The organism is Psychrobacter sp. H7-1 (assembly GCF_904846585.1).
Lineage (GTDB): Bacteria > Pseudomonadota > Gammaproteobacteria > Pseudomonadales > Moraxellaceae > Psychrobacter > Psychrobacter raelei.
The window spans coordinates 1-12,416 of sequence record NZ_CAJHBH010000060.1 but is presented as its reverse complement, the minus strand read 5'-3'; the positions used below and the strand labels follow the sequence as shown (position 1 = coordinate 12,416).

General features: G+C 38.3%; 12 protein-coding genes. 4 read left to right on the top strand and 8 right to left on the bottom strand.

The features are described 5' to 3' along the window. The first annotated feature begins 110 nt into the window (after positions 1 to 110). Positions 111 to 1,295 carry a hypothetical protein gene (locus JMX92_RS12570; protein ID WP_227675375.1) on the top strand — a complete coding sequence of 395 codons (1,185 nt, stop codon included), beginning with the start codon at positions 111 to 113 and terminating at the stop codon, positions 1,293 to 1,295. Between the two features lie 948 nt (positions 1,296 to 2,243). Here JMX92_RS12570 and JMX92_RS12565 read toward each other — a convergent pair. Next, positions 2,244 to 3,194, bottom strand: a complete 951-nt coding sequence (locus JMX92_RS12565; RefSeq protein ID WP_201545990.1) for an EamA family transporter — start codon at positions 3,192 to 3,194, stop codon at positions 2,244 to 2,246. A 162-nt stretch (positions 3,195 to 3,356) separates the two neighbouring features. Between JMX92_RS12565 and JMX92_RS12560 the strand changes: the two genes are divergently transcribed. Next, positions 3,357 to 4,757, top strand: coding sequence for a PLP-dependent aminotransferase family protein (locus JMX92_RS12560; RefSeq protein WP_201545989.1), 1,401 nt, complete (start codon positions 3,357 to 3,359; stop codon positions 4,755 to 4,757). Between the two features lie 56 nt (positions 4,758 to 4,813). Here JMX92_RS12560 and JMX92_RS13695 read toward each other — a convergent pair whose 3' ends face one another. Continuing rightward, positions 4,814 to 4,981, bottom strand: coding sequence for an HPP family protein (locus tag JMX92_RS13695; protein ID WP_265089793.1), 168 nt, complete (start codon positions 4,979 to 4,981; stop codon positions 4,814 to 4,816). Next, a complete protein-coding gene (locus JMX92_RS13690) occupies positions 4,948 to 5,340 on the bottom strand; it encodes an HPP family protein (protein WP_265089792.1) in 393 nt (130 codons plus the stop codon). The genes JMX92_RS13695 and JMX92_RS13690 overlap by 34 nt, the downstream gene beginning before the upstream one ends. A 19-nt stretch (positions 5,341 to 5,359) precedes the next feature. Between JMX92_RS13690 and JMX92_RS12550 the strand changes: the two genes are divergently transcribed. Continuing rightward, entirely contained in the window at positions 5,360 to 5,719 is a 360-nt protein-coding gene (locus JMX92_RS12550) for a hypothetical protein (RefSeq protein WP_201545988.1), read from the top strand. Between the two features lie 1,614 nt (positions 5,720 to 7,333). Here the strand turns inward: JMX92_RS12550 and JMX92_RS12545 are convergent. After that, a complete protein-coding gene (locus JMX92_RS12545; RefSeq protein WP_201545987.1) occupies positions 7,334 to 7,783 on the bottom strand; it encodes a hypothetical protein in 450 nt (149 codons plus the stop codon). A 158-nt stretch (positions 7,784 to 7,941) separates the two neighbouring features. Here JMX92_RS12545 and JMX92_RS12540 point away from each other — a divergent pair, with 158 nt between their 5' ends. After that, positions 7,942 to 8,574, top strand: a complete 633-nt coding sequence (locus tag JMX92_RS12540) for a hypothetical protein (RefSeq protein ID WP_201545986.1) — start codon at positions 7,942 to 7,944, stop codon at positions 8,572 to 8,574. 288 nt (positions 8,575 to 8,862) lie between these two features. Here the strand turns inward: JMX92_RS12540 and JMX92_RS12535 are convergent, their stop codons facing one another. The 4 genes from JMX92_RS12535 to JMX92_RS12520 all read right to left on the bottom strand — a co-directional run bounded on the left by JMX92_RS12535 (position 8,863) and on the right by JMX92_RS12520 (position 12,250). Continuing rightward, positions 8,863 to 9,537, bottom strand: a complete 675-nt coding sequence (locus tag JMX92_RS12535; protein WP_201545985.1) for a hypothetical protein — start codon at positions 9,535 to 9,537, stop codon at positions 8,863 to 8,865. Positions 9,538 to 9,572: 35 nt separating this feature from the next. Further along, on the bottom strand, positions 9,573 to 10,412 hold the full coding sequence (locus tag JMX92_RS12530; RefSeq protein WP_201545984.1) for a DUF3658 domain-containing protein: 840 nt from the start codon (positions 10,410 to 10,412) through the stop codon (positions 9,573 to 9,575). A 296-nt stretch (positions 10,413 to 10,708) separates the two neighbouring features. Then, the gene (locus JMX92_RS12525) at positions 10,709 to 11,224 is read right to left on the bottom strand and encodes a hypothetical protein (RefSeq protein ID WP_227675374.1); all 516 of its coding nucleotides are present in this window, start codon (positions 11,222 to 11,224) and stop codon (positions 10,709 to 10,711) included. A 39-nt stretch (positions 11,225 to 11,263) separates the two neighbouring features. Then, positions 11,264 to 12,250: a hypothetical protein gene (locus JMX92_RS12520; RefSeq protein ID WP_201545982.1), complete on the bottom strand. Its 987-nt coding sequence runs from the start codon at positions 12,248 to 12,250 to the stop codon at positions 11,264 to 11,266. Positions 12,251 to 12,416 lie beyond the last annotated feature (166 nt).

The following is a 12,416-nucleotide window of genomic DNA, read 5'->3' as shown; positions in this document are numbered from 1 at the left end:
AGCTTGGATCAATCACTATAATAACGAAAGACCCAATATGGCTAATGGTGGCTTTACGCCGATTCAGAAATTTAATATGGCAGCTTAGTTCTACTTATTTAGTGTTTTAAATATGGGGGTATTTCCAAGGAAGAATAATTTTAAGTGGCAATACTACATTTGAACGAATTAGTATAGTACGTTTAAACTCAGATTTATCATTAGATAAAACATTCAATAATGAATATGATTATGGGGGTGTTGTTCACTTCCGAGCCCCGTACCCTCTCTCTGGTCTCTTATCTATCAATACTAAATATCTCTCAAATGGGAAGCTACTGGTAGCTGGATTTGTTGAAGATAACTCAGTTTCACCCTCTGCATTTAAAATCGCTTTAATAAGATTTGATGAAAATGGGAAGTTGGATGATAGTTTTGGAGCTGATGGAAACTATTCCGGTATCGTAGTGACTGACTATACATTCCCTAATAGAGTATTGCATTGCGATATAGACTTTACATTGGATGGAAATATTCTTTTATACGCTAACTATGATAATGTTGATGAGAAAAAACTTGAAAAAAGAGTTTTCAAATTCGATGAGGATGGTAACACAATAGATGATTTTGGTACTCTTCCTAATATCATCATAGATGATATGAATGATATAACTCTGCAAGTTGATAATTTTAACTTTAATGACTTTGATGGCAACCAATTCAAAGCAGTCATCATAGATAGTTTACCAGAATCGGGCCATTTATTATTAGACGGTGATTTAGTTAAGGCTGGTCAAATTATTGATGTTTCTTTAATTGAAACAGGAAAGCTAACATATCAATCTGAATTAAATATATTTGAAAATCATAGAGTTAATATTATATATCGCGTACAAGACAATGGCGGAACAGAGAATGGAGGAGTAGATACTAGTAGTCAAGGTTCGTTGATTATTGAAATTACACCAGATAATGGGCATTCCGTTAATTTACAGACCGCAAGTTATTCTGATACTGTACAAATCGACAGCTATGACTCTATTTACATTCCTGAAAACATCAATATTGAAATTGGAGATAATTATAATTTACTAAAAGAGACTAAGCACGATATCGAAGATGTTAATCCTATTGAAATTGCTGATGTGTTAGATTCCCAACAAGAATTGGTTGTTGGCAAGATATTTGATAATAGTGGTTTACAAGTTGAAAACCCATTGATTGATTCTAATAATACTAAGACTTTTGATATTTACCATATTGAAAGTAAGTTAGGAGATATGCTATTAACAAGCTCTGATTTTAATATAATTTAGGCATATAAAATATTTCAACTTATTTAAAGTTCTATATTACTTGTTGTAAAGTATAGTAAATCTAGTTAACTTTGAACTCACCCCCTAAATTTCATAAAATTTAGGGGGTGTTTTATGCATAATAATCTAGGGTTTATTATCATACTTAAAATATCTTTATTGATATAAACTAATTTTCCCATATCTAAATCTAAGCTTATGTTATTTAAAAATATTAAGTATATAATTTATTTATCATGCCATTACTTCGATGTAGGCGATGGTGGTAGGGTAGAGAGGTTACTAAACTCCTAGAGTAAGGGAGATCCAATCTGATTGGGAAATTAAAAGGGCTGCAAACTATGATCAATACAAAAATTTAGATTAACAAATATCTTATAACAACTCTAATATATCGTCACTAGAAGAAAATTTAGAAACAAATTACCTCCTCTTAAGTTTAAAATTTGTATACTCTCAGATTTGCACAGAATAATTATAATAGGGTGATAGTCCTATTCTATGCAAACATGAAATAAGGATATTAGGCGAATATTTATACAAAGACGATTGACACATCTGATTTATCATTCATTTCCAAACCTAGGTAACAGAACATTGTGAGTATATAAATTATTTAACAACTCAATAGTTATCAGTAGCAAGTATCCATACTTGGAAGTCAGTCAACATTCGATAGGTATTAGCATAATAGACCTTATTTAACTTATGGCTACCTGAAATCATATTCGCAATTATATAAATGTATTAATCAATAAAAACAATGTTTTATATTTAAATATGATATACGTGGTTCATGAACCTTAATATTCTAAATACAAATAGGATTTTTTTAAGTTTATCTTTAAATTGAAGAATAACATTATTAGAGTGGTTGTAGATAACAAAGAACGCCCAAATGTAAACTCAATTATCAAGAATTTACGCTAATTATCTAAGAGTGAACTATTAGACTCTGTACTTATGAGCAGGTTCTTTCCTTATCCCAAATTTCACATTTGCTAGTAATAACCCCGACAATATCAATATCATTGCCAGCATTTTCCACCACGTTACAACTTCGCCTGTAAGCACTACGGACGTTGTCATACCGAATACCGGCACTAATAGAGCAAATGGCATAACCTTGGAGGCAGTATTTTGACTGAGTAGATGTGCCCAGAGTCCGAAGCCGACTAGGGTTGAGATATACACGATAAACCCAAGCGACAGCCACGACTTCATCGACGCTTCGGTAAAGGTTGCCAGCTGCCATGCATCGCTCTCAAATATAAGCGAAGATAACGTCAAAAACACGCAAGCGATCAGACCGCCCCATGCGACCAGTGCAAGAGCAGACAAAGCAGAGGTTTTGTTTTTACCGGTGGTAGGTGCTGTTTTTTGTTGTGCCGCTTTTAAGGTCGCTTGTGCTGAGGCTTGCTTGGAGGCAATGTTGCCAAAGCTCCAGCCCACTGCGGCAATCAAAATGCAGACAAATCCAGCCACAGGCATATCTCCGCCGAGATTGAGCGCAATCACACCAAGGCCCAATACCCCAACCATCATGCCGATAATTTGTATACGGCTGACCGCTTCGCCCAAAATTACGTACGCCAACAACACCGTGATAAAAATTTGCATTTGTAGCAACAGCGCCGTCAATCCTGGTGATGCACCTAGATGCATGGCCGTAAATACAAAGGCATATTGCATGACAAAGGTACCGATAGAATAGATGAATAAGGTACGGTTAAAGGTAGGCGGTTTAAGAAAAAACACCAACGGCACTGCGGTAAAGAAAAAACGCAGGGCAGTGAGCATCAGAGGCGGGAAGCTCTCAAGTCCCCACGCAATAAAAGTGAAATTCACGCCCCAAATAAAGGTAACCAGTATAGCCAGTGCAGTGTATATCGGGTTCATAGTGTCAGCCTAAATAATGACGATCCATATTGAATATCTCAACTATAGTCTAGATGACCACAACAAAACCGATACAGTTTCACTTATGATGAACAAAGTGTATAGTCGCTCTTAGCGTGACAATTTTTTAGATTTTTATTATCAACGATAAGTACTTTTATCATGGTCGAAAACTACAAGCTCAATCCTAACTTAACAAAAACTGCTGCCGTCGCTGAATGGCTAAAGCAGCGCATTGATTGGCAAATTTACTTGCCCAACCAGCGTGTGCCATCGGTGCGAAAACTAGCCAAACTCATGGGTATATCGAGCTTCACCGTTGTGCAAGCTTATGAGCAGCTGGTGGCAACCAATGTGTTGGTCGCCAAGCCAAGCTCAGGCTATTATGTAAGTGAACAGACAAGGCTAGTACCGCCTAACCGTGACAAAAAAGTTGCCCCCAAGCAGCCAGTCATAGATACTCGCTGGCTGGTACAGCAAGTGTCGAGCGATATTCCGCATCACCGATCCCCAGGCGTGGGCACGCTACCTAGAGACTGGATACGTAATGACAAGATGGAGTGGGCGATACGGCAGGTCACCCAGCAAGCAGACGGCTTCATCTATGACTATAGCGCGGTGCAAGGCTATTTGCCGCTGCGTCAGCAACTGGTGCAGCAGCTGAATGTGCTAGGTATGCAGACCTATACAGACAATGTCATTACCACCGCAGGCATATCACACGCCATTACTATGATTGCCCAGCTATTGACTGAGGTCGGTGATACTGTGATGGTCGATGGGCCGGGCTGGTTTTGGTTATCGAGCTGTCTACAACAGCAGGGACTCAATGTCGTCGCGGTCGAGCGCGATCACCAAGGCCCCGATATTGAGCAGATGCAACAGCTGTTTGAAACGTATCATCCAAAGCTGTATTTGACCAACAGCGTGCTACACAATCCCACCTCTTATAATCTGCATCCTGCGCGGGCGCATCAAGTGCTTAATCTTATTCATCAATACGACGCGTATATTTTTGAGGATGATTTATACGCCGCGTTTTTGCCGAGTGGCCAAGTCCTGCGTTATGCCAGTCTTGACCAGTTCGAGCGCGTGTTTTATGCGACAGGGTTTTCAAAGTCGATGTCATCAGGCTGGCGCGTTGGCTTACTGGTCTGTCCCGATCATTTCATTGATGATGTGCTGCGTATCAAAACCTTGAGTAATATGAGTACGCCAGAGTTTGGTGAGCGCGTGATTCACCACTTATGGACGCATGGCGAATACCGTAGGCAAATCAAAAAAGTCCAGCAGCAGTTATATCGTGCGCATGAGCGGATGCGCATAGCATTGCCTAAGATCGGACTTGTCTATCCTGAACATACGCAGGCAGGCCTCTTTGTGTGGGTGGATACGCATCAAGACACCATCCAGCTGGCACTAGATGCCTATAGCGATGGCTGGCTAGTGGCACCGGGGCATTTATTTCATCCAGATGCCAGTGCCTCAACCTATATGCGCCTGAACGTATCGACGAGCAGTAATGCATTTTTGGCTTGGCTGGGTGATTATTTGAATCATTGACAATGTTTGCCTGCTATGTCTGTTCAGCCTGCAATGTCTTTACTTACAGTGAATATTTACCGCCAATAGATTAGATACTGGCTATTCTTACCTAGGTTGTTATAAATTAGCGCTACCATCACCAGAACAATGACACCCAGTAGCGTAGGTGTGATCAAAAAACTCCACTTTACATCGCCTAACATGACAATTAAAGGGTTGGAGCCAGCGGGTGGATGCGACATTCTACACAACAGCATGAGTGCAGTGGCTCCGTACCGACCGCCATTGCCATGCTCCACCAGTGAATACCAAATAGTGTCATAAATAAAATTCCTGTAAAGGTTGCGATAACATGTCCACCGATGACATTTCTTGGCTGTGCAAAGGGGCTGGCAGGATAAGCAAAGATAAGTAAACAGCTGGCACCGAATGATCCCAAAATCATCATCAGTGCTAAACTATTGCCTACCATTGCAAGGGTTGCAGTAGCAAGTGTGCCACCAAGCCACGCTATGGCAATCATGGACAACGGCAATCTTTTTGGACACTGACTGGCTTGACTCTTTATCTTAAAAGAGGGCTTGATTGAGGCGGTGCTCAACTATCGTCACCAGATGTTTATGATGCAATTAAAAGGTTATTGTGAGAAATGGGATGTCAAATCAACAGAAGACGTTGCTAGAAGCTATTTGGAATTTTTGACCGACTGGAGCTCATCAGAGGGTTTTCACGGATGCATGTTTATCAATGCGTGCGCCGAATATTCAGCTGCTGAGTCTATGCCGCATCAAATCGCCAATCAACACGAAAGGGAGGTTAGACAATGGTTATTTGCTCAGTTTGAGCGAGTAGGGGCTCATCACCCCCAGCAGAAAGCCGATACTTTATTTGTATGGGGTGAAGGCCTTATTGTGACAGCGCAAACCGATCAAAAACCACTGGCACTGAATAATGAGCTTTTTATAGAATTAATAAAATAGCTTGTCATAGGTATTGGCTAGTAGTATCGGTACTAGAACAGATGCTGTCGCCATGGTAAAGGAGGCATAATTGGACATCACCAACACTGACAATCAGTTTGAAATATACACCACCGATGATGGGCAAACGCAGATTGAGATTCACCTAGAGCAATAGATGCTGTGGCTGTCGCAAGCGCAAATGGCAACCTTCTTTGTAAATGTTTTTTAGATGCCATAGGACTACATCTAAAAAACATTTACAAAGAAGGCGAATTAGATCAAACAGCAACTACCCAGGAATCCTCGGTAGTTCGCCAAGAAGGGTCGCGCCAAGTACGCCGTAAGATTCGTTTTTATGGTACTCATAGGTGAGCCGACCTTGATGGATGTGGCCACCAGTCATAAAGGCATGGCAACGATGGGTTAACCGCGGCTTAGCACGATTGTATCGGCTTTCTTTTATGATTCGTATCACCGTATAGAAACACAGACACTATCCTCAATATCTGTCTTTCTATACGGTGATTGTTTATGTGGAGCAAGACAGTATTCTATTGAGCAGTGCTAGATAGAATATCTTTAAATTCTAATAGCTAACAACTTAATCAAATAAGAGTTTATTTATGCTGTGATAGTTACATCGTGGGTTCCATAAATAAATTACTCGAGATTGCTTATTTAACTTATGCGTACCTAAAGTTAGGTTCACGAGTTAAAAGAGGTAATTTCGTAGTAAAAACAATACTCTATAATGCAGAGAAAATTAAATGGTTCATGAACCTTAATGTGTAACATATTCTGAGTACAACAACCCTTATTTAAACTGTTGGGATTCTTAACTGAGACACCTATAAGCTTTAGCATTAAAAGTCAAGTCATCAAGTTACTACGACTGGACAAATCGTCACATTAGTGAGCAGTAGTTCCATCGCAATTAGGTTGAATTAATTATTAGAGTAGCTCATGATGAGACGAGTCAGTGCTATGGTGCATATTCATAATTAGTCCGATATTTTTACATATTAGAGATATTAACGATAGTCAGCACCTTCGATATTCTGTAAATAGGGTCTGGACTAAAACTTTTTTACCTTACTATTCATAGGGACTTCATTCAGTTTTCTTGTATTCAAGCTATATTAAGCCAAATATATGACGAACTGAACCACTAATGAGAAGGTTTAGACTTTATACATGATTGATCGTAGGGCTCCTATACTTTCAAGTCTTAAATTCTACAATATGTAAAGCATCCATATACATTACATATTAAATCGAATGAGTCCGCCATCCTTACATGTTGCATATATTAATTTAAATAAATTCAAATACTTAGAGAGTAGCCCGTAATTATTTTAGGGTTTTTAGTACAAGCTATTAGTTAGCTTTGTAATAAATATCACATAGTTCTATGATGCGTAGCGCAATAGATAAGCTAGTTCAGCAGTCTGTTATAAGTGGTTCCATTATACCAGTCTGTTTTAAGTGGTCTGTTAATAGGTTTGAAGGGCAAAATAACTGGTTACCTTGGGGTATAGTCAAAGTTTCTTGCTATATATTTTGATGAGTTGAACCTAAAATATATGCTTTGATATTGACATAATCAATTAGACAGTGCGGTTAATTTTGAGCTTAACTTGTGACTTTTTCAAGAGGTATAGTCTTTAATTCTATTTTTTTGCATTCAAAAACTATTTCTGTATCACCTAATAAAAATAGTGAATGTATGATATTACTATCAGGCGTTACGTCTACTTCATGTACCATTATGGTGATTGGTAATATACAACAATTGATATTAACATTCACAATACCGGAATAGATGATTTCTATTAAATCTTTTCCTTGTCTTTGCTCGATCTTCAACGAAATCCTATCATTTTCTAAATCATAGTAAATCGTCTGGATTATGCCTTTATTAAGCGTCTTCTCTCTATTATCTATTCCGTTTAAATCACTTGATAAAATCGGGCTTAACTCATCCCTATATTTAAGTATCTTAGGAACTACTTCATGATAGTAGTACGTAAAATCCCAAGTATGCTCTCCATAAGAATTTACAAAGTGTTTGATGTATTTCATTATAACTATCCTTACATCTGACCCTACCGTTAATCTCGTAGGAAGTAACTTGGAAAATTTTCATCATATAGTTCGATGCCTGTATAGCGCACCGAACCTTATTTGAAAAAACCATAATATCAACGGATGAAATTTCTACTTCCTTTAAGGACAAAATAATGAAGAGGCTGTTTTTATTATCGGGAATTTTATTGATATTAGTTAGTTGTGCTAAGCCAAATATATATGACCCTAATGCTCGAATTAAAGTCAGTATAGATGACGACAAGTATATTATTCCTCTAAATCATATCACTAGACCAGATACTGGCAGTTATGCAAGTTTCGAGACGGATATGGGAGGAGCTTACTTCTTTTGGCCTAGTGGACGAGGACTTACTAAAGAAGATAAAAATCCGAGCGTTTTAGAATATGATGATAATATTATCAAGTTCTATTGGACAGCGAAAAATTCAGGGATTGTAGGCAATGATATGTCTACAAGAGTAGATATCGTAAAAAAAACGAATCGTAAAAATATGGAACAAGATAAATTTAGATTAAAGGCTTACATTGACAACAATGATGACTCAATAATATCTTATACAGGTAATATCTATCCAAATTCGCCAACTACTATTCGCTGTTTGATGGCAACCAACGATGAGCAAAACAGCGTTTGCCAAATGGAATATTTACATCCTATTTATAATAACAACATCTTGCTTGAATTCTCAGGAAAAAACCTAGCTGATTGGCAATCAATTAATACAATGGCTATTAATTATATGGAAAAGTGGCATAAGGATTGAATAGGAAGCAGCGCCTATTTATAAGTCCTAGTAAGCAAGACAATCAGTCGATATTTCAAAGCTTGTATAGAGCATTAAGCATATTCCCATAACAGCGCTTATGGTAAATAAAAATAATGATCCAAAAGCTCACTGCATGTACACAACGAAGTACACCGCGACTACCTAAATAACTCAACATACCGATATCATTAGCCTACAACCAAAGGTTCAAGTCCTCACTAGGGTACCGAAACAGTGAAAGTACCTGATTGGTTCACCGCAGGTATACCCAAAGCCAATAAATGCTTATTCTACAATCACGTTCTCAATCAGGGTCATCTCATCGCCCACTTTAAACGTCAAGTCATGAAAACTGGATCTGATATTTTTATTTTGGTCAGTCTCTGTTGGGTACTGACTTATAGTGACAGTAACAGTATCTTGTCCATCATAGCTTATCGCAGTCAGAGTGCTGTACTTGCCTAGGAGCTGTTGATCATATTGAGTGATGTTATTGGTATTAGAGTCTAGCTCAAAAAATCCTAAATACAGTGAGTTGCTGGGTAGATTTGGATTGTCTAGAGTAGACAGTGTTTCATCTGACACAGCGTTACTATTGGTTAGTGTATAAGGAGCGATAAATTTAACAATGTTTTTATCCTTTGAGCTATTTAGTGCGGTGATATTGCTATAGTCCAGCGACGCTGAATAATTTTTATTATCTGCTAATACACCTCTCACATACGGTTTGCTATCTTGACTGTCATTGGTACCGACAAACTCAGTTAACGCCACTTGATTCTTGTGGTCAGGAAAAGTGATATAAAACTGTCTATCAGTTTCGATATTAAACAGTTTTTGCATGACTTTAGATTGCTCTTTCTTTAATGGATTCTCTAGTCTTGTGTCAGCATACTGGCAGCCACTTAGCGTGATTAATGTGACTAACGCGATGATTGAGCTAGATTTCAAAACATTCATGATATTTTCCTAGAATTTAGGGCTGGTGATTATGATTAACCTCTGACTCTAACTTGTAACTGACGCGGCTGATCCAAATCTCCTTGATACTCAAGACTGGTATTTTGGATTAAATAGTAGACTCGAGCGATAATGAAAGTGTCTGTAATAAGCTGCTCACTTAACCCCAGAACACGGCCAACCAATGCCATCATTAATACAAAATTTCCTTGACCTTGTTCTTGGCATTGCGTCAGTATTTGTTTATCAAAATAATCTTCACCAACAGATTTGACTTCGTTGCTCTCAAAAATTCGCAATAAGCTGTCAGGTCGCTTCGAGGACTTAACGAGCGTTTGCCATAGTTGTGCATATTGCACGCAATCTACGGGATTGATCTTTTTTTCTTGATTATGCAGGAAGTCTAACATTTCAAGAGAACAGGCACCCACTCCACGTAGCATAAGAGTAGAGAGGTTATAGTCGTTAATACTGATATGGTAGAGTTTATGCTCATCAATTATATGGCAACACAAATAGAGTAACGACCGTTCAGGCGCATTATCTCCATGCCATATAACCACTTTGTGGTAATGAGTAAAGTTAAAGTGACATAATTTACTGATGTCTTTAGTAATATCTATTAACCATTGATCTTCAATAGTTGCGTCAGCGAATTCTTCGAGATGCGCTATTTGTAACATATCAAATAGATAGTTGGCTCGTTGGTTTAACAGTTGATGATCATTGACTTTATTACCATCATATAAAGGGCCAATGGCCAAATAGTCATCAAAGCACAACACTTGGTTTGTACCATCAAGCTTATTTTGTTCGAAATAATGTTTTAAAGTGCCAGAAGCTGATGCGCCGTTAGCAATATGAAGGGTAAGCATGACGTATGTCCTGTTTGCAAAAATAAGTGTCGAAAAGAAAAGCTTAATTTTTCATCGAGCACTGTTCTTAAGCTTCTTTATCTATGATTGCTTCGCTTATTCTTTATATATTGTTTGACTGAAATAATAATTAGAGCGATCAAAATTGGATAAATAATGAATATATCTACTCTTATTATCGCTCCAACTTGTGTTCTAGACCATATGCCTATATAAATTTCCCATACAATATAAAGTAGTATGGCGATTATCGTTGCCATTTGCACTTTGGTAATTTTTTTCACAGGTTTTCTCTCTTATTTATTCTGAAGATAGGTTGGAAATGCAGAAGCATGTACAAATATTTTAGATTGCTCATCCCATCTCCAGTATTTTTGCGTTTCTTCAGTATCGCCTGTTGGGGTCGGAATTACCCATACTGACGTTAGAATATTGCTTTCCTGTTCAAATGTAACATATGTGCCATTACCACCCCATTCTTTATCTTCTGGTAAAGGGTAGACCATACCATTTCGGCTATCCACCATCGCACCACTGACACAACCCCATGTTATTACTACGTAATGGCTTGCAAAATTTACGTCCTGTTTCGCATACTCCTCACTAATTACAGTTCTATAACGTTTTGCAATTGGATGACTGTCGAAATTTATATTCGATTTTTCGATAGCTATTGGTTTAGCTTTTACCAGCGCCGTCTCTTCAAGTACAGTATCAATAGCGGTAGTATGCATAAGATCCGTATTTGTACAAGCAGTTATGAATACAGTTAATGCTAAAATTAACTGTATTTCAAAGTTTTTATATAGCACTTGCTTTATCCTATTATCCAGTAAACTTTTAAGAGGAGTTTAAAACTCATTAACCGTGTCAACTACAAACTGACGAGAAGCTTCCCCATCCTTCATATCATACTGAATTTGGCGTGTTTTACCTTGTGGATTGGCATTGCTATCGTCTTCTAAATAGAGTGGGAAACGTCTAACCAATACATTCTCAACCAATGCAAACGCATCGTGCCCCATATAACCTTGTTTGAGTGTATCAGTCAGCTCTGGATAAGAGACTTCACTCCATGACAGCCCTTTATTACTCGAATAAGCAACCACGTCACCATATGAGCCACTACCCACGCTTTGGGTGAACACCAGAATTTCAGGATATCCATCGCCATTCATATCACCCACATCAGCACTAACAACAGGATCGCTAATTGGTCGCTCGATAATGTCTTCGCCCATTGACTGAATCTGCAAGATATAGCCACCATTACCGTCAGAGGTGCTGGTCACTTGAGTAGAAAAATCACCATAGTTGAGTGAGGTAGCGTATTGCGAGTTGTCCAATTGTCGAGTATCCAGCGTATCGCTTAATTTTTGATATACGCCACCAAGCGTTGCACCGCCGCTACAATAAAAAGCTGTTTTTTGTAGACGGGATGTTTCACCTTCAATGGATAAGCTATTGTCGTTAAAGCGAAAATAAACGGGATTATTATCTACCCAAAACTGATACCGTCCATCATGAGCCTTATGAAGTACGGTGTCTAATGTACAAGTAGGTTTCTTTTTGTCTATGCGAGAACGAATAGACACACTAATAGCATCTTGACCAGCATCACGTACGCTGATCGCAAACCAGTCGTAACCCTCGTTACGCTTTGTATAGCCATCTGTGACGTAATCGCCCGTTATATTGTTAGTATGTTTATCGGTTGAGGTTGTCGTCGGTAGGTCGTTATGTAAAACCGTTGTTGTCTCAAGGCCCTGTGTATTAGTGTTCTGGCACGCAGTCAGACTTAATAACAGCATGCTTGGCAGTAACGTTTTTCTCATCATAATTTTTATTCCTTCAGAAGATCGTTATATGGGCCATTCATATAGTAGAGCCTTTATAAAAGTGGTACAGTAGTTTTAAAATAAATGAAAAGTAAAAAGATTATGACTTATTCAGCAGACTTTCGAGCTCAAGTGATTAAAAGTGTCGAACAACAAGGCATGAGTA

Bases quoted from the DNA above. Each gene is read 5' to 3' on its own strand.
- JMX92_RS12565 (WP_201545990.1), bottom strand. From the start codon at position 3,194: ATGAACCCGATATACACTGCACTGGCTATACTGGTTACCTTTATTTGG.
- JMX92_RS12560 (WP_201545989.1), top strand. From the start codon at position 3,357: ATGGTCGAAAACTACAAGCTCAATCCTAACTTAACAAAAACTGCTGCC.
- JMX92_RS13695 (WP_265089793.1), bottom strand. From the start codon at position 4,981: ATGTCGCATCCACCCGCTGGCTCCAACCCTTTAATTGTCATGTTAGGC.
- JMX92_RS12550 (WP_201545988.1), top strand. From the start codon at position 5,360: ATGATGCAATTAAAAGGTTATTGTGAGAAATGGGATGTCAAATCAACA.
- JMX92_RS12545 (WP_201545987.1), bottom strand. From the start codon at position 7,783: ATGAAATACATCAAACACTTTGTAAATTCTTATGGAGAGCATACTTGG.
- JMX92_RS12540 (WP_201545986.1), top strand. From the start codon at position 7,942: ATGAAGAGGCTGTTTTTATTATCGGGAATTTTATTGATATTAGTTAGT.
- JMX92_RS12535 (WP_201545985.1), bottom strand. From the start codon at position 9,537: ATGAATGTTTTGAAATCTAGCTCAATCATCGCGTTAGTCACATTAATC.
- JMX92_RS12530 (WP_201545984.1), bottom strand. From the start codon at position 10,412: ATGCTTACCCTTCATATTGCTAACGGCGCATCAGCTTCTGGCACTTTA.
- JMX92_RS12520 (WP_201545982.1), bottom strand. From the start codon at position 12,250: ATGATGAGAAAAACGTTACTGCCAAGCATGCTGTTATTAAGTCTGACT.